The 16,901-nt window shown below is 59.4% G+C and carries 14 protein-coding genes and 1 tRNA gene; 7 read left to right on the top strand and 8 right to left on the bottom strand.

Annotated features, from left to right (window positions below; genetic code table 11):
- Window positions 1–31: 31 nt before the first annotated feature.
- The 5 genes from IH944_00135 to gcvH form a co-directional block, all read right to left on the bottom strand.
- Complete coding sequence (locus IH944_00135) at window positions 32–1,015, bottom strand: hypothetical protein (GenBank protein ID MCH7902956.1); 984 nt, start codon at window positions 1,013–1,015, stop codon at window positions 32–34.
- Between the two features lie 12 nt (window positions 1,016–1,027).
- Window positions 1,028–1,696, bottom strand: a complete 669-nt coding sequence (locus IH944_00130) for a hypothetical protein (protein MCH7902955.1) — start codon at window positions 1,694–1,696, stop codon at window positions 1,028–1,030.
- Between the two features lie 6 nt (window positions 1,697–1,702).
- Window positions 1,703–3,148 carry an aminomethyl-transferring glycine dehydrogenase subunit GcvPB gene (gene gcvPB, locus IH944_00125; protein ID MCH7902954.1) on the bottom strand — a complete coding sequence of 482 codons (1,446 nt, stop codon included), beginning with the start codon at window positions 3,146–3,148 and terminating at the stop codon, window positions 1,703–1,705.
- 208 nt (window positions 3,149–3,356) lie between these two features.
- Window positions 3,357–4,688, bottom strand: coding sequence for an aminomethyl-transferring glycine dehydrogenase subunit GcvPA (gene gcvPA / locus IH944_00120; GenBank protein ID MCH7902953.1), 1,332 nt, complete (start codon window positions 4,686–4,688; stop codon window positions 3,357–3,359).
- 7 nt (window positions 4,689–4,695) lie between these two features.
- Window positions 4,696–5,076: a glycine cleavage system protein GcvH gene (gene gcvH / locus IH944_00115; GenBank protein MCH7902952.1), complete on the bottom strand. Its 381-nt coding sequence runs from the start codon at window positions 5,074–5,076 to the stop codon at window positions 4,696–4,698.
- Between the two features lie 81 nt (window positions 5,077–5,157).
- Here gcvH and trmD point away from each other — a divergent pair, with 81 nt between their 5' ends.
- The 3 genes from trmD to lepB are packed head-to-tail and all read left to right on the top strand — an operon-like array spanning window position 5,158 to window position 7,181.
- A complete protein-coding gene (gene trmD, locus IH944_00110; GenBank protein MCH7902951.1) occupies window positions 5,158–5,868 on the top strand; it encodes a tRNA (guanosine(37)-N1)-methyltransferase TrmD in 711 nt (236 codons plus the stop codon).
- Between the two features lie 53 nt (window positions 5,869–5,921).
- Window positions 5,922–6,272, top strand: a complete 351-nt coding sequence (gene rplS / locus IH944_00105; protein ID MCH7902950.1) for a 50S ribosomal protein L19 — start codon at window positions 5,922–5,924, stop codon at window positions 6,270–6,272.
- 6 nt (window positions 6,273–6,278) lie between these two features.
- On the top strand, window positions 6,279–7,181 hold the full coding sequence (gene lepB / locus IH944_00100; protein ID MCH7902949.1) for a signal peptidase I: 903 nt from the start codon (window positions 6,279–6,281) through the stop codon (window positions 7,179–7,181).
- A 65-nt stretch (window positions 7,182–7,246) separates the two neighbouring features.
- On the opposite strand, the gene IH944_00095 is transcribed toward lepB, so the two are convergent.
- Window positions 7,247–7,322: transfer RNA gene (locus IH944_00095), tRNA-Ile, on the bottom strand.
- 87 nt (window positions 7,323–7,409) lie between these two features.
- Here IH944_00095 and IH944_00090 point away from each other — a divergent pair.
- Both IH944_00090 and glnA read left to right on the top strand, forming a co-directional pair.
- The gene (locus IH944_00090) at window positions 7,410–8,996 is read left to right on the top strand and encodes an acyl-CoA dehydrogenase family protein (GenBank protein MCH7902948.1); all 1,587 of its coding nucleotides are present in this window, start codon (window positions 7,410–7,412) and stop codon (window positions 8,994–8,996) included.
- Between the two features lie 193 nt (window positions 8,997–9,189).
- Window positions 9,190–10,599: a type I glutamate--ammonia ligase gene (glnA, locus tag IH944_00085; protein ID MCH7902947.1), complete on the top strand. Its 1,410-nt coding sequence runs from the start codon at window positions 9,190–9,192 to the stop codon at window positions 10,597–10,599.
- 75 nt (window positions 10,600–10,674) lie between these two features.
- Here the strand turns inward: glnA and IH944_00080 are convergent, their stop codons facing one another.
- Window positions 10,675–11,514, bottom strand: coding sequence for a hypothetical protein (locus IH944_00080; GenBank protein ID MCH7902946.1), 840 nt, complete (start codon window positions 11,512–11,514; stop codon window positions 10,675–10,677).
- Window positions 11,515–11,882: 368 nt separating this feature from the next.
- On the opposite strand from IH944_00080, the gene IH944_00075 reads away from it, so the two are divergent.
- Window positions 11,883–13,073: a hypothetical protein gene (locus IH944_00075; protein ID MCH7902945.1), complete on the top strand. Its 1,191-nt coding sequence runs from the start codon at window positions 11,883–11,885 to the stop codon at window positions 13,071–13,073.
- 141 nt (window positions 13,074–13,214) lie between these two features.
- Window positions 13,215–15,347 (top strand): thioredoxin domain-containing protein, encoded by a 2,133-nt coding sequence (locus tag IH944_00070; GenBank protein MCH7902944.1) that lies wholly within the window; start codon window positions 13,215–13,217, stop codon window positions 15,345–15,347.
- Window positions 15,348–15,819: 472 nt separating this feature from the next.
- Here the strand turns inward: IH944_00070 and IH944_00065 are convergent, their stop codons facing one another.
- Window positions 15,820–16,887: a Gfo/Idh/MocA family oxidoreductase gene (locus tag IH944_00065; protein ID MCH7902943.1), complete on the bottom strand. Its 1,068-nt coding sequence runs from the start codon at window positions 16,885–16,887 to the stop codon at window positions 15,820–15,822.
- Window positions 16,888–16,901: the final 14 nt, after the last annotated feature.

The raw sequence follows: 16,901 nt of genomic DNA, 5'->3' as shown, positions 1-16,901 counted from the left end.
TGAAGAGCCGTCCAGCAGATAGCTGGGCGGCTTATTTCTTTATAGAAACCCGCCTGGTGGTGCTTTGAACGACCTGCTTGACGCCAGGCATAAACCCGGAGTAGTCGACCGTCGTCGTGACCTTCATCTCGCGCAACCAGCCTGTATCTAGGTCGATCAGCGCCCTGCCTTCCATCAAGACGTGCATTTCGGAAGAGACTGTTTCATCGCCGACGAGTGCCAGAATGATCGTGGGGCGGCCCTCCGATCGAATGCCGATCACTGCGTAGTTCTCTTCCTCGTTTACCTGTTCGAGAGCGTAAACGATCGGAAACTCGCCGTTCTCTACGGTCCCTCCGACCTTGACGAAGAATGACCCGACCTGGGCAGTGAAATCGAACGATCCCAACCACTCATCGGCCAGCGTTACCGGCGTAGGCGGCAACAGCAATCCCATTAGCCCGACGATCAGGTCTTCGTCGCCCGCCTGTGCGCCGATTGGACTCAAGCCGATCCCACGCTCTAGAAAGACATCGGTGCCGCGACCGAATTCGTCGTAGTTGCCTCTCATGAGCGAGCCCTCGATACCCGCCGTGGCATCCTGGATAAGGATCGCTACCTCTTCGTCCCCTTCAACGTTAGACTCGACGTTGAACGTATTGATCAGAATCACAGCACCGCTGCCATCCAGCTGCTCGATTCTCGCGGTCTGAGTCGCGGTCAGATCGCTCTTCACCGTCACCATTTGACCGAAAATTGGGTCGGGCAGCCGATTCACCATGTCGTTCGTCAGCTCGTATCGATACTCCGCTCCCTCTTCGTACTGAATCGCCAATGAGTACAACTGCTCCCCTGGTTCGCCGACTCCTTCGGGAATTCTGTCGAGCTCCCACGGTGGACCAGCGTCCCTTGCCGGTTCATTGGAGGGAGGGCCAGAGATGCCCGTAAGCGGTGCCTTCCCAGCCCCGCTGCTACAACCGCAAGCGATGACGAGCACCACAAGAAGCATCGACAGGATGACCATAGGACGCGGCATGTCTCTATTGTATTACACGCAACTGAGAATCCGTGGGTTCCATTCCGCAGAAGCCAATTCCTGTGCAAAATCGTACAGATTCAGCTTTCCAGCGGCGGCGGTCTGTTGCGCCTCGCGAAACACCGTCTCAGGCGGTACGAGCGGCGTGCCGTTCGGAATGCTGGCTTGAACCAGAACCGCTCGGTCGGTAAGCCGGAGCGCACAGCCGCAGACCTTCTTGCCCGTCGAAGGATCGACGATGTCGTTCGGCAAAACGTACTTAAAGCAGTCCGCCGAGTGCCCCGCGTTGCGAACGAACTCTGTGTCTTCCGCAAGCTCTGCGGAAACCCCAGCGCGTGACAGGGCTTCAACCAACGGCCCGATAGCTCTGCGATAAACGACCGAAATACGCCTAGCCTCCGTTTCGCCGATCCCGATGTCTCGGAGCGACAGCGCCAAGCCGACCGTCACGTCGTGGCCGTGCAGAACCGCTTTGCCGCCGGTTGGGCGCACGACCCAGTTGATCCTCTCGGGGTGCAGCAGCGCCTTTTCCGGGTGCTGGAAACGTCCCAGGCTGACCCACGCTCCGTCCCATGAGTAGACCCGCGCGGCGGACTCGCCCCTCTCGGCGAGCTCAAGAAGCTCTGTGTCTCGGGCCATGTTCGTCCTGCCGTCTTTCAGGGGTTCGACTGTGACGAGCATCACTCTTTACACCGGGCTCGTTTCGGGCCGCTCTGCGGTCCACTTGACGTCGAGCTGTTTGACCGCCTTCACCTCGTCGAGCCGGCCGACGACTTGGCTGCTCGGCGCGTTGAGCAATAGGTCGGGGTCGGTCTCAGCCTCTTTACAGATCGCGACCAGCGCGTCGCAAAAGGCGTCGAGCGTCTCCTTGCTCTCCGTCTCCGTCGGCTCGATCATCAGGCACTCGGGGACGATCAGCGGGAAGTAGTTGGTCGGCGGGTGGAAGCCGTAGTCGATCAGGCGCTTGCTGATGTCGAGCACACGGATACCGTTTTTCTTGTACTGCTTTGCCGTCAGCACACACTCGTGCATGCACGTCCTGTCGTACGCTGGCGGGAGTACATCCTTCAGCCGCGCCATCACGTAGTTCGCGTTCAGCACCGCGTGCCTGCTGATCTCGGGCAGACCTTCTTTGCCGTATGCGAGCAGATACGTCAGCGCGCGGACAGCCATCAGGAACTGCCCGTGGAAATCGCTCACGCGACCGATGCTCTGCGGCCTGTTGTAGTCGAATTTCGGTTTGCCGTTTATCCGCTTTAGATGTGGCGTTGGGATGAACGGTTCGAGGTGGCTCATCAGCCCGATCGCGCCGCACCCCGGACCGCCGCCACCGTGCGGCGTGCTGAACGTCTTGTGCAGATTGAGGTGCATACAGTCGAAGCCGTGGTCGCCGGGCCGGGTCGTGCCGACCATCGCGTTCATGTTCGCGCCGTCGCAGAACACCTGCCCGCCGGCCGCGTGGACCATCTCGCAAACCTTGACGATGTGCGGCTCGAACAGCCCGAGCGTCGAGGGGTTCGTGACCATGAACGCCGCGACGGTTTCGTCGAGCACGTTTGCGAGCGCGTTCAGGTCGGTATTGCCCTCGTCGTTGGTCGGTACCGACTTGACGTCATAGCCACAGCGCGCGGCGCTCGCAGGGTTCGTGCCGTGTGCGGAGTCGGGGATCAGCACGACTGTTCGCTTCTCGCCCTTGCCCTGTTGGTACGCCTTGATCATCTGCAGACACGTCAGCTCGCCGTGCGCGCCGGCGACCGGCTGCATCGTGATCTCGTCGAAACCTGTGATCTCTTCGAGTATCTCGTAAACCTGCATGAACACCTCGAGCGCCCCCGGCACAGAGTCCTCCGGCTGCATCGGATGGAGCTGCGTAAAGCCGGGCAGCGACGCGGTCATCTCGTTGATCCGCGGGTTGTACTTCATCGTGCACGAGCCGAGCGGATAGAACCCCGTGTCGATCCCGTAGTTGATCTGGCTGAGGTTCGTGAAATGCCGGATCAGGTCCAGCTCCGCGATCTCCGGCAGGTTGAGTTCTGTTCTCGACTCTCCGATCGCTTTGCTCAGATCGACCTCTGGAGTAGTCGCCTTCGGCAGGTTGCAACCGACCCGCCCAGGGGATGATTTCTCGAACAGAGACTTCGGTTCGGGAACTCCTCGTTGAATCACGCGATCACCTCCATCATCCCTCCACACTCGAAGTGTGGAGGGTAAGAGTTCAACATCACCTGATCACCTCTTTCCACCATCCCTCCACACTCGAAGTGTGGAGGGTTCGATTCAGCGTGAACCTCCGGCAAGTAAAACCCTCCACACTCGAAGTGTGGAGGGATGGCGTTCAACATCACGCGATTGCCTCCTTGAGCTTCTTCGCGAAGTCGTCGATCTGGTCTTTCGTGCGCACCTCTGTCACCGCGACCAGCAAACAGTTATCCATGTCCGGATAGAACTTTCCGAGCGGAAGGCCGGCCAGGACTCCGTCGTGCAGGAGCGCGAGCTGCACCTCTTCCGCGTTCACCGGAAGCTCCAGAACAAACTCGCCAAACACTTTCCGTGCAAACTTCAAAGAAGCGCCAGCCTCGGTCAGTTTACCGATTGCGTACTGCGTGTTCCGCACGGTCGTCTCGGCGACGGAGCGCATCCCGTTCTTGCCCATCGCGGCCATGTAGACCGTCGCGGCGAGCGCCATCAGCGCCTCATTCGTGCAGATGTTCGAGGTCGCCTTCTCGCGGCGGATGTCCTGCTCGCGGGTGCGCAGGGTCATCGTGTACCCGACCCTGCCCTGCACACACGTCGTACGCCCAACGATGCGGCCTGGGATGCGCCGCGCAAACTCCTTCTTCGTCGCGAACAGCCCGAGCAGCGGGCCGCCGAAACCCATCGGGATGCCGAGCGACTGACCTTCGCCGACCACCACGTCCGCGTCAAACCTCCCCGGTGGGGGAAGAACCCCCATCGCGGTCGGATCGGCGACGACGATGAACATCGCCCCGCTCTTCCGGGCAGCATCGCGCGCAGACGAAAGGTCTTCGATCACGCCGAAGAAGTTCGGGTACTGCACGATCACGCAAGCAGCTTCGTCGTTCACCGAAGAGTAGTCGGAAGTCGCGCCATCCGAGACAGGAATCCCGCGCACCTCGATCCCCATCGGCCAGCAGTACGTCTCGAGAATCTGCCTGTAATGAGGATGCACCGCCGAAGAAACAAAAACCACTTTCCCCCCATTTACACCGTGCGCCATCAGAGCGGCCTCGGCCATGGCCGTCCCACCGTCGTACAGCGAGGCGTTCGCGAGATCCATGTCGAACAGCTCCGCGACCATCGTCTGAAACTCGTAGATCGTCTGCAGAAACCCTTGCGAAGCCTCGGGCTGATAAGGCGTGTAGCCCGTCAGAAACTCGCCTCGCGACAGCACCGTACCAACCGATGCCGGGATGTACCTGTCGTAGATCCCCGCGCCAAGGAAACAGACTGTGCGAGAAAGATCGACGTTCCTCTCTGAAAGCTCTTTCAGGTGGCCGAACAGCGCGTGCTCGTCCATCGCTGAAGGCACGTTCAGCCCGCCTTTAACGCGAAGATCAGCAGGAACCTCTACGAACAGGTCCTCGATTGAACCGACGCCGATCGTCTCGAGCATCGCACGGCGGTCTTCGTCGGTGTGGGGGATATACGGCATCGCGGGATCAGTCGTCGAGCGACGCTTGGTACGCCTCAGCGCCCATGAGCAAATCCGCCTCCCGCGGATCGGACATCTTGATCTTGACGAGCCAGCCTTCCTCGTATGGGGCGGTGTTCAGTAGCTCGGACTGGGCGACCAAGGCCGCGTTGGCCTCGACGACCTCGCCCGCGACCGGCGCGTAGACGTCGCTGACGGTCTTCACGCTCTCGATCGTCCCGAACGACTCTTGCGACTGGAGCGTGCGGCCGACCTCGGGAAGCTCAACGTACACCACGTCGCCCATCTCGGACTGTGCGTGGTCGGAGATGCCAACCGTGGCCGTGTCGCCGTTGACGCGCACCCACTCGTGTGACTTCGTGTACTTCAAATCTGTTGGAAAAATCAACCGCCCGATACTCCTGAAAACGCCTCTCGGCTCACGTCGGATGTTACCTCTGTGCTTCGAGGGCGGGGTACCTTGCGGACTATGCTCCGCGTTGATTTCGTGACCTTGTTCCCGGAGATGGTGCTGGACGCCCTCTCGCACAGCATCATGGCGCGCGCGGCGAAGTCCGGGGCGGTCGAGTTCGGCACCTCAAACCCCAGAGACTTCGTCCACGACAAGCACAGGACGGTAGACGACACGAGCTACGGCGGCGGACCTGGCATGGTCATGATGGCCCCGCCTATCAAAGACGCTCTCGACGCCCTGAAACCAGAGCCGAACACGCCGGTCGTCCTCTGCGACCCGACCGGCGTAAAATTCACCCAAGCGGCCGCCCAGGCATTGTCAAAGGAAGACCGTCTCATCCTCCTCTGCGGACACTATGAAGGGATCGACGACCGCGTCCGCACCCGGCTCGCGACCCACGTCTACTCGATCGGCGACTACGTCCTGACCGGCGGAGAGCTCCCCGCGCTCGTCATGGCCGACTCGGTGGTCCGCCTCCTTTCCGGCGTTCTGGGCGACCCGGAGAGCCACCAGGACGACAGCCACAGCGAAGGCCTGCTCGGATTCCCTCTTTTCACAAGACCAGAGGAGTTCTTGGGCGAGCAGGTGCCAGACGTGCTGAAGTCGGGAAACCACGCCCAGATCGCCAAGTGGCGCCGCCAGAGGCAGGTACAAGCGACCCGAAAGTACCGCCCCGACCTTTACTGCCAAGCGGACCTAACCGTCGTCGACCTCGATCTGTCATAATTGGGCTCCCGGCCTGTGCAACACGGATCGTGGCGCAGCGAGATGAGGTTTCAATGTCAAAGCAAGCGATTCTAGACGCCGCTGCCGAAGAGTATCTCAAGGATGATCTGCCTGAGATTCAAGTCGGCGACACGCTCAAGGCGAACGTCAAGGTCCGAGAGGCCGGCAAGGAGAGGATCCAGGTCTTCGAGGGCTTGGTAATCGCCATTAAGAACGGGGGTATCGCCAGAAACGTCACCATCCGCAAGCAGGCGAGCGGCGTCTGGGTCGAGCGCACTTTCCCCCTTCACTCACCGAACGTAGCGTCGTTCGAGGTCATGCGCCACGGGAAGATCCGGCGCGCAAAGCTATACTACATTCGCGACAAGGTCGGCAAGAAGGCCCGCATCCCTGAGCGCAGATAAACCGCTGTGGGCAGCCTCTGGAACTTCGTAGCTCAATCTCAAGAGCCCTCTAACCTTATCTTCTGGGTTGATAAGGTCGCCCGAACGCCGCTCAGCAAAGTCCTGATCTTCGCGCTGGTGCTGAGCGCTGTGCGACTTGTCCTCTACCCGTACCTGAAGAACACGCCCACTCACAAACGGACCGGCCTATTCTCGTTCGCCCGCATCGCCAACGAAACCTGCGACGCCTTCATCTACGCGGCGATCGTCGTTTTCATGCTGGTCAGACCGTTCGGGATTCAGACGTTCCACATCCCGTCCGGCTCGATGGTGGAGACGCTTCACGAGGGGGACTTTATCGTGGCCAACAAGCTCGTTTACCGCTTCAACGATCCGAAGGTGGACGAGATAGCAGTGTTCCGACCGCCCGAGCATGCGTTCCTGCCCGGCAAGCAGCGATCCGACTACATCAAGCGGGTTATGGGCGTGCCCGGCGACGTAGTTGAGATTCGAGATAGAGTTTTCTATCGCAACGGTGAAGTTATCGAGCAGCCGTTCGTGACGATATCGACCCGGACCCTCAATGGCTACACCATCGTGGTTGGGGAGGCTGCAGACCTAGAACCGATGGCAGACTTCAAGCTTGTAAAGGACGGTGATCGGTACATACCGTTACTGATCGAAGGATCCGAAGTCAACACCTCGCGCCTCGGAACCGTGGAGAAATTTCTAATCGGGTCGTTTGAGGAGGGCCAACGGTTGGCCGCCCTCCCGCCCGCAGCGATCCCGGAGGGCTACTATCTGTTCATGGGCGATCACCGTACGTTTTCGTCCGACGGCCGCATGTGGGGCCTGGTCCCGCGCGAGAACATCATCGGGCGCAGCTCGTTCGTCATGTTCCCGTTCGGGCACGCTGGCAAGACTCGCTAGGGAGGGTTCGAGGATCAAGGTGCGAGGCACATGGTGCGGGGAACCCGTCACCCGTCACCCGAAAGTGGTGGGCCTGGGGGGACTCGAACCCCCGACCAAGCGGTTATGAGCCGCACGCTCTAACCTCTGAGCTACAGGCCCGCAGAGCCTCTTGAGTCTACCAGTACCATAAAGTCAGGCGGCATCAGTATAATCCAGTTCGCGGGCATCGCCCGTTTCGAGGAACAATTGGCCGAAGCACCTGTACACACGACCGAATCCGGAGGTTCGTTCCTCACTTCAACCCCAGAAAGAACCTTCGTTCCAGAAGACTTTGCCGGCGACGAGCTGTTGATGCTCGAGATGGCTGAGCAGTTCAGCAGAAACGAGGTCATCTCTATTCAAGAGCGGCTCGACCAGAAAGAGGCGGGTCTGATGCAGAGCCTGATCCGACGGGCCGGCGAACTAGGGTTTTGCGGCGTCGATGGCCCCGAAGCGTACGGTGGACTCGGTCTCGGCAAGAACCTCGCGGCCAGAATCTTGGAGCACCTTTCGCTCAACGCCTCCTTCAGCGTCACAATCGGCGTCACCAGCGGGATCGGGCAGCTCGGAATCTCCCTGTTCGGCACGCACGAGCAGAAGAGCCAGTACCTCCCTAAGCTGACCAGCGGCGAGGCGATCGGCGCCTACGCGCTCAGCGAGCCGGACAGCGGCACCGATGCCTTGAGCCTGGCGACGACGGCGAAGCGCCAGGGGGACAAGTGGGTGCTCAACGGCACCAAGATGTGGATCAGCAATGCGGCGTGGGCCGACGTGTTCCTCGTGATAGCCAAAGTCGATGGGAGCCAGCTCGCTGCGTTCATCGTCGAACGCGACTTCCCCGGCGTCTCGGTCGGGCGCGAGGAGCACAAGCTGGGCCTGATAGGCTCGTCGACGGCGCGACTGGTTTTAGAGAACGCCCATGTCCCGCAGGCGAACCTGCTACACGAGCCCGGCAAGGGGCACCAGGTCGCGCTGAACGCGCTCAATCTAGGTCGGTTCAAGCTCGGCGCCATGTCGCTCGGTCCGGCCCGGGAGGCGATTTGGCAGAGCTCCCTGTACGCCCAAGAGCGCAAGCAGTTCGGCCAGCCCATCGGGAGCTTCGGCCTTGTGAAGCAGAAGTTCGCGGACATGGCTGCGCTGTACTTCGCCGCCGAGTCGTGCCTGTTCCGAACAGGACACAACATCGACGGTGCGTTCAAGCAGTTCGCAGGCGACGTGCCGGGCAACATGAAGGCCGCGCGAGAGTTCGCGATCGAGTGCAGCATCGTCAAAGTTCTGGCCTCGGAAATTCAGGCTGTGATCGCCGACGAGGCGCTGCAGGTGTTCGGCGGGTACGGGTTTTCTGAGGAGTTCCCTATGGCGCGCATCTATCGCGATGCCCGGGTCAGCAAAATCTATGAGGGAACGAACGAGATCAACCGCATCTTCATCGCCGAGCATTCCCAGCGACTCCTCAAAAGCGCAAAACCGCCGGGAGATTCGTTCGTCAGCGAGCTCTTGGCGCAGGCTCTGTCAAAACCGGTCGATCAGCAGGTCGCGCTCGGCGCGCTGGCAGACCTCATGATCTTGAGCTTCGCCGAACAGTCGACGCGCCTGCGGGCGGATCGGCTTGGGGGAGTCGCCCAGATGGCCTACGATCGGTTCGCCAATTGGGCGAACGCAAGAGCCGGGTATGCGTTCCAGGTGATCACAAGTGAGGAAGTAACTTTGCCCAAACCCCGACCGGGCCACGTGGCAGAGCTGTCCGATGCGATCTTCGAAACGCGGAAGCCGATTCTCCAGCGATCTCTGTAGCGTCCGCGCCGGAGTGACTAACTTTCTTTTGTTCTAGATGCACTCTTGAATCCTGCCCCGTCTTAAGGCTTAAGATGGCATACTCGAAACAAGCCATAGGATCCACACGATGTCAGTCAAGACCTCGATAAATAAGATCGCCTCTCACGACCGCCAGTCCGCCAACCCCAACCCGAATCACGCCGTCGGCACCATGTCAGTCAAGTCCGCGCTAGATCAGATCGCCTCTCAAGAATGCCAGTTCGTCGACTTCCGCTTCACCGACGTTTTCGGCGTCTGGCACCACTTCTCGATCCCGGTCTCCCAGCTTTCGGCAGACATCTTTGAAGACGGGATCGGCTTTGACGGCTCCAGCATCCGCGGTTTCCAGTCGATCGACCAGTCGGACATGCTGCTGATGCCTGACCCGACGACGCTTTTCTTCGACCCGTTTCCCCAGCACAAGACTGCGGTCATGATCGGCGACATCGAGGACCCGATCACCCGCCAGCGGTACACCCGCGATCCCAGATTCATCGCCCACAAGGCCGAGCAGTACTTGAAATCGACCGGGATCGGCGACACCGCGTCTTTCGGCCCTGAGGCGGAGTTCTTCGTGTTCGACCGGATGTCGTATCAGAACACGCCGCAGCACGCGTCGTTCACCGTCGACAGCGTGGAGGCGCACTGGAACAGCAACAACGAGGAGGCGATCGGCTTCACGAACCGGCCGAAGGGCGGTTACTTCCCTTGCCCGCCGGGCGACAAGCTGCAAGACCTCAGGAGCGAGATGGTGCTCATGCTCGAAGAGGTCGGGGTGGAGGTCGAGCTGCACCATCACGAGGTGGGCGCGCCCGGCCAGTGCGAGATCGACATCAAGTTCGACGACATGCTCCTCATGGCCGACAAAATGATGAAGTACAAGTACGTCATCAAGAACACCGCCACGATGTACGGCATGATGGCGACGTTCATGCCGAAGCCGGTCATGGACGACAACGGCAGCGGGATGCACTGCCACCAGTCGATTTGGAAGAACGGCGAGAACATCATGTACGACGAAAACGGCTACGCGGGCCTCAGCGACCAGGCCCGCTGGTACATTGGCGGGCTGCTTAAGCACGCTCCGTCGATGCTAGCCTTCACCAATCCATCGACTAACTCTTACCGCCGGCTCGTGGCAGGATTCGAAGCGCCGATCAACCTGATCTACTCTGCGCGCAACCGCTCAGCCTGCGTCCGCATCCCGATATACAGCACTTCGCCGAAGTCCAAGCGGGTCGAGTTCCGGGTGCCCGATCCGAGCTGCAACCCGTACCTGGCGTTCTCTGCGATGCTGATGGCCGGGCTCGACGGCATCCAGAACAGGATCGAGCCGCCGAAACCGATCGACAAGGACCTGTACGACCTGCCGCCAGAGGAGAAGGCCGACATCGCGATGACGCCTGGCTCGTTGCGTTTAGTGCTGGAGAACTTGGCCCGCGATCACGACTACTTGACGAAGGGCGACGTGTTTACCGAGGATCTTCTGACCGCGTACATCGACTACAAGATGGAGTTCGAGGTGCGGGCAGTCGAGCTGCAGCCGCACCCGTACGAGTTCTATTTGTACAACGATATTTAGCGCGTCGCGGGCTGTCGCGGGAGCTGTTCGGCACGGTCGCAATCAGCGCAGAGGCGAACGTGTCGCCAGATGTGGTTAGGGAGGGTAAATCAACGGATCGTACGAAGACATCAGTGGGTTGTAAGTCGTAATGGAATCGACATGATTGGGATAAGTGATCTTAATGTATATGGGCCCGTCGCTGGTGTGGTAGGTGAGAAGCCTGTTTAACTGCCCTTCTGGGCCGAAGTAACTCGTCTTGTCGGCTGGACCAAGAATAGCGACTATTGTGTTGCCCTTCATACCGATGTTTATCTTATCCAGAATGTCGCGCGAGGAGCGGATATCGGTGGCCGTTGACACCGCTGGCGGCTGGCTGGCAGCCGGCGCGGCTGTGCGCGATTGAGAGTCAATCTGATCGGGCGTAAGGATGTTCTCGGCCGGCCGGCGAGGCATTTCTTCTTGGCGTGCGTACCGCATGCTGTTTATAATTAGAATTTCGCCATCGATCCAGTAGCGGAAGTTGTAGCCCATTTTGTCGTCTGGAAACTCGATGTACACGATGTCGCTCGACGTCGACCACACGAATTGGTGCTCTACCCCTGATTCGCCCACTGTCATACCATGTTGTTCATCGAAGAATGTGAGAACTTCGAGTGGCCCGGACACAGTAGCCCACGAGCCAATCAGTCTTTCTGCGGGAGTCGGGGTCAGGACTTTCACTCCGCCATAAATGGCGATTCCGGCAAGCACCAGGGCCACAGCCCAACCCCAAGGAAATCTCCTTCTGGCGATCAACCGCTGGGAATGTGACGGCATCGCGACCGTCTTATTTGAGAAGTCGGTCTTGTAGACATGCAGGCAATGAACGCACTGCTGCTGGTTTAGTGCTGCTTGAAGTCCGCACTTCGGGCAGATCTTGAATCCTTGTTGCATGGGCGAATCCTTGTAACGACAATATTAGCAGAAAGCAATGTAGGCCAGGCTGGTCCAGGTTCAAATGAACCTGCGGGAGCGGTGTGCAGGGTGGGGATCGCAGGCGTGTTCAGAGAGTTCCGGGCCGTGACTTGGGAGATCGGGGCGTAACATCACGAGAAAGTCAACTTGAACCAAGGTCCAATAAAGGCATGGACTGGTAATCTCAGTCCCTAATGGCAGACTACTTGATCATTTCAGAAGCGGAGTTAATTCCATGGTCCCAGAATTTGACCGACGTTGTCCTCGATACCGTCTCGCCGCACGTCGACACGACCGTGCCGCCTCGATTGCCTGCGTAGGGCCGTTGCAATTCGGTGTGAGAAGAAATGAACTCCGTCCAAATCGTTGGCACGCTTGTCATCTTCGCAGGCATAATTCTGTTTGCGATCAAGGGCACGAAGGGCAAGAACACTGTCAAGATCCCCGGCTCTAATATTGAGTTGAACCTTGCTGGGTCATCGCTGGTGATCTTTCTGGGGGGAGTATTGCTCATCGTTGCAACGATCTGGAACCCATGGGCCAAAAGTACATCGATTGCCGAGGAAGCGGACACCAACAGACCAGCGGTCGTGGACGATTCAAGCGTGGGGCTTTTCGTGGACAATTTAAGAATGGGGCTAATCGACTGCAAGGACAAGGGGCAGAACTTTGCAGACGTTAGGTCAAGAGATGGTCGGTCGTTGGCGCAGATCGAAGTAGGGTCCGAAATCACCGTTGGCGGGGTGGTGGAACTAGGAGCGGACGTGGTACGAAAGGTGTTGATTGGCACACGGCACGTCGGTGACACGCCCGGCACCGTCTTCTTGTTTGAGGATCCGCTTGCCGAACCGTCCAGAGAGTTTTCCCTTGGGCCCGATCGCACATTTGGGACAGGGCTCGATTATTGTATTGTTCATCTACTTGTCATGGAGCTGAGCAGTGCGCATCCCGGACCTGAGATAGTGGTCGTTGCCAATGCGCCCGACCTCTATGCATGTAGGGTCATTGTCTTGAGTAGCAATCTCGAGCTGCTTTACGATTATCACCACCCAGGAGTCGTTGATGTTATGGGTGTGCTGAAGGTCAAGGGTGTTGCCACCCTTGTATGTAGGGGCGTGAACAACCACGTACGCAAGTACAGAGACCAGTTGGACTTTCCAGACGAACAGCTAAGCAGAATGGCACAACCTGTTCTCTTCTTTATATCGAGTAGAGAATTCTCTGGTCGAACTGTTGAGGGATGGCCCTACGGAAGTGACCTGAAATTGGAGCCTGCATCCGAGCTATGGTATCTGAACTTCCCCGTATCGGCGGAAGAGCAGAGCACATTTCTTAGTCCTACAGTCGAATTGATAGAGGTGCTTGGCAAACCCGCTGTCCGCGCATTCCTTAGCGAACGGCGCTATATCATTTCTCCGGAATCATACAAGGTGTCGCCATATGCCAGCTTTGATTTGTGGGATCAATTCGAATCTAAAGAGGCGGCAGATGATTACGTCAACACTCTTCAGCCGATCTCGATTCCGGGGCTAAGGTAACTGTTGATGGCTGCTCGAACCCGTTGCTTAAGCGACAATCGGATGGACTGCGCCGTCAAGGTTATCGGATGGAAACCCAATTGCGGTGACCAGATGCCAACCAGCGGAACCTGAAACTGCACACGCCAGTACAATACAGTTATGAAGTCCCTCGTCAGTCTTTGCCTCCTCGCGGCGCTGTTCGTCGGCGGGTGTCGCGACGCGGGTAAGGTCGCGTCAGCCGTGACACAGGACAACGCTCCTCCCGAAGGGTACAACCGGCTGTATTTCGCCACCAGCCCGTACCTGAAGCTGCACGAGACCAACCCGGTCGACTGGTACGAGTGGGGCGATGAGGCGTTCGAGAAGGCGAAGAAGGAGAACAAGCTGATCTTCCTCTCGATCGGCTACTCGACGTGCCACTGGTGCCACGTCATGGAGGAGGAGTCGTTCGCCAAGCAGGACGTCGCAGACGCGCTCAGCGAAACGTTCGTGTCGATCAAGGTAGACCGCGAAGAGCTTCCCGGCGTCGATCACGTCTTCATGCAGGTGACGCAGGGGATGACGGGCAGGGGTGGGTGGCCGAACACGATACTGCTGACGCCAGACCGAAAGCCGATTTATGCAGCAACCTACATCCCGCACGATCCGCTGCTCGAGTTGCTAGCGGGGGTCAAGAAGCTTTGGAACGACGATCCCGATAAAATTCAAGCCGAGGGCGACCGCATCAACTCCATTCTGGCACCGCTCCTGGCTGTATCCGATCCGGGCACGGTTTCCGCAGAGTCCCTCCAGAAAGCGGCCGACGGGCTGATGTCGAGGTACGACGAACTGCACGGCGGGTTTGGCAACAGCCCGAAGTTTCCGTCGCCGGCCAACTTGATCTTCCTGTTGAGAATGGCAGAGCGACAGGACAACGACGAGTACAAGAACGCGGTGCTGAACACGCTGACGAAGATGCGGCTCGGTGGAATCTACGACCAGGTCGGCTACGGGTTCCACCGCTACTCGACCGATCGCATCTGGCGCACCCCGCACTTCGAGAAGATGCTGTACGATCAGGCGCTCCATGTGCTCGCGTACACGGAGGCGTACCAGATCACTGGGCTAGAGATTTTCAAGCGCACGGTCGATGAGATACTCACATATGTAAGCCGCGACATGAGCGACGGAAACGGAGGGTTTTGGAGCGCTCAGGACGCGGACAGCGACGGCGAAGAGGGCAAGTTCTACGTTTGGTCCGTCGAGCAACTGGCGGAAGTGCTGAGCTCGGAAGAGGTCACGTTGGCCAAGGGGTGGTTCCATGCGTCGGACGCCGGGAACTTTCGCGATGAGGCGACCGGCGCGGCCATGGGAAGCAACATTCTGGAATTCACAAGAGAATTTCCCGATACCGATCAGTTCCACTCCGTTGTCAAGAAGCTGCGAGACGCTCGCGAGAAGCGCGTTCATCCGTTGACCGACGACAAGATTCTGACTGACTGGAACGGCCTGATGATCGCAGCATACGCGCGGGCCGGTTACGCGTTCGACCGACCAGAGTGGATCGCCAGGGCGCAGAGGGCTGCGGCGTTCATCGACAAGGAGATGGCGTCGCCAGACGGCAAGCTCGCACACTCGTTCAGAGGTGGACAGACATCAGGCACCGGGTTCATCGACGATTACGCGTTCCTGCTTTGGGGGCTCGTCGAGCTGTATCAAGCCGACTTCGACGTTGCTCACCTCACGTTAGCTCTGAAGCTCGTGGAGCAATTGAAAGGCGCCTTTCTCGACGAAGAGAACGGCGGGCTGTTCATGACTGCGGCTGGCGCGGACATTCCGATCGGCAGGCCGAAGGAGGCCACTGACGGCGCGCTGCCGTCGGGGAACGGCGTCGCCGCGTGGAACATGATGCGACTGGGAAGGCTGCTTGGCCGCACCGACGTCGAAGAGATGGGGCGCGATATCCTTGCGGCGTTCGGCGGCAACATCGCCGTCAGTCCAGACGGCTACATAGGGCTGCTCTTCGCAGCGGATTTCACTTCGGCATTTACCAGTGAGGTCGTCGTTGTCGGAGAGGGAGACGAAGCGCTGAAGATGATGCGACGGCTACAGGCAGAGCACCGACCGAACGCAGTCTTCGTCCTCAAGGACGCTTCTCAGGATTCGGACGAGCTTGCCAGTATTGCGAGCTACACGGAGTTGCTCGTTGCCCAAAACGGCAAGACAACCGTGTACGTCTGCCACAACTTCGCGTGCGAGCTGCCGACGACCGACGTCAACGTGGCTCTCAAGCTCTTGCTGGCCGACGACTAGAAGCCAATTCCAGAGAGTTGTAGCCGCATGCTCTAGCTTGCATGCCAGCCAGAGGCTCCCGCTGAGCGCCGCGACCCGACACGCCGGGACGCAACCTGAAGGATGCGGCTACATTGGTACCGAGGGCCACTGGCAGGATCGGCTGTATGCCGTCTACGCAAGCTAAGGTCGCCCAGGAGGACGACCCTCCATGGGGAAGGTCGATAATTGTAGCCGTAGGCACATGGCTGCCCCGCACACGCATCGGGACAGCAATGCCACGCGTTCCGGAGAATCCCTCTCCCGCTCTGCTTGCTGCCGCGTATCGAGCGCGTTGGTGAGTGGGAGAGGTTAGGTGAGGGCGTAAGCAGGCTTCGGCCTCCTCCTGCCTCCCCCGGCCACGAACAGCTGCGAAAAGCGATATCCTGTAGGCCGGGGGACGGATTGTTGGAGCGCGTGTCAGCGAAGCAAAAGTCAGCCGCAGGCCCTCAGCTTAGTACGACACGTCGATCTGCTCCTCGTTCCGCGTCTCGGCACTCTTATACAGCGCGTCGAAGATCGCGTTGAGAATGAGGCCCTCTTCGCCGGGGACCGGCGAGTCGTCGCCGTTCTTGATCGCGCTGACGAACGCCTTGACCTCTTCGACGTGTGCCGACTCGACTTTGGGAAGGTTCGCCGGGGTCATGTTGAACAGCTGTTTGTCGTACTCGGTGTAGATCTCCACCGCCTTGGCGTCTTCGTCGAAGTCGATCTTGGCGCCGGCCTTGGTGCCCAAGAGCTGCGTGCAGAACGGGTTGCCGTCCAGGTTGGACATGAACGAGCTTTCCAGCACGACGATCGCGCCGTTGTCGAATCTGATGAACCCGACCGCCATGTCCTCGACTGTGAACTTGGTGCGGTCGAAGTCGCCCCAGGCGTTGTAGAGATCGGGGTTCGTGCCGAGCATGTTCCAGGTCATGCCGCTTGCGCTGACAGGCTTCGGATAATCCATCATCGAGAGCGTGAAGTCCAGAATGTGGACGCCGATGTCGATGAGGGGACCGCCGCCTTGAAGCTCTTTGTTGGTGAACACCCCCCAGCCGGGGACGCCGCGCCTGCGGAGCGCATGCGCCCTGGCGTAGTAGATGTCCCCAAGGCCGCCGCCATCGATGAACTGCCGCATGAACTGCCCCGCGCCTGTGAACCGCTGCTGGAGGCCTACTTGGAGCAGTTTGCCGTTCTCCCTGGCCGCCGCGCACATCTTGCGGGCCTCGTCTCCGTTCATGGCGAGCGGCTTCTCGCAGATGACGTGCTTCCCTGCGTTCAGCGCGTCGATCGTCGGCTGCATGTGGGCGATGTTCGGCGTCATGACGGAGACGGCGTCGATCTCCGGGTCGTTCAGGATGTCGTGATAGTCGGTCGTGACCTTCGGAATTCCGTTCTTCTCGGCGACCTCCTTGGCCCTCTCCTCGATGAGGTCACACGCCCAAACGATCTCACAGTCGTCCTCCATGGCCTTGTAGCCAGGGACGTGGGCGTAGTTGCAGATCATGCCGGTTCCGATCAATCCGATTTTCAGCAATGTTTTCCTCGTTC

The sequence above is a fragment of the Armatimonadota bacterium genome (genome assembly GCA_022563855.1).
GTDB lineage: Bacteria > Armatimonadota > Fimbriimonadia > Fimbriimonadales > Fimbriimonadaceae > JADFMN01.
The sequence above is the reverse complement of the archived record's forward strand: the minus strand, read 5'-3'. Positions and strand labels throughout refer to the sequence as shown.

Excerpts from the sequence above, each read along its gene's own strand:
- IH944_00135 (MCH7902956.1), bottom strand. The coding sequence starts at position 1,015 with ATGCCGCGTCCTATGGTCATCCTGTCGATGCTTCTTGTGGTGCTCGTC.
- IH944_00130 (MCH7902955.1), bottom strand. The coding sequence starts at position 1,696 with ATGCTCGTCACAGTCGAACCCCTGAAAGACGGCAGGACGAACATGGCC.
- gcvPA (MCH7902953.1), bottom strand. The coding sequence starts at position 4,688 with ATGCCGTATATCCCCCACACCGACGAAGACCGCCGTGCGATGCTCGAG.
- trmD (MCH7902951.1), top strand. The coding sequence starts at position 5,158 with ATGCTCCGCGTTGATTTCGTGACCTTGTTCCCGGAGATGGTGCTGGAC.
- rplS (MCH7902950.1), top strand. The coding sequence starts at position 5,922 with ATGTCAAAGCAAGCGATTCTAGACGCCGCTGCCGAAGAGTATCTCAAG.
- glnA (MCH7902947.1), top strand. The coding sequence starts at position 9,190 with ATGTCAGTCAAGTCCGCGCTAGATCAGATCGCCTCTCAAGAATGCCAG.
- IH944_00080 (MCH7902946.1), bottom strand. The coding sequence starts at position 11,514 with ATGCAACAAGGATTCAAGATCTGCCCGAAGTGCGGACTTCAAGCAGCA.
- IH944_00075 (MCH7902945.1), top strand. The coding sequence starts at position 11,883 with ATGAACTCCGTCCAAATCGTTGGCACGCTTGTCATCTTCGCAGGCATA.
- IH944_00070 (MCH7902944.1), top strand. The coding sequence starts at position 13,215 with ATGAAGTCCCTCGTCAGTCTTTGCCTCCTCGCGGCGCTGTTCGTCGGC.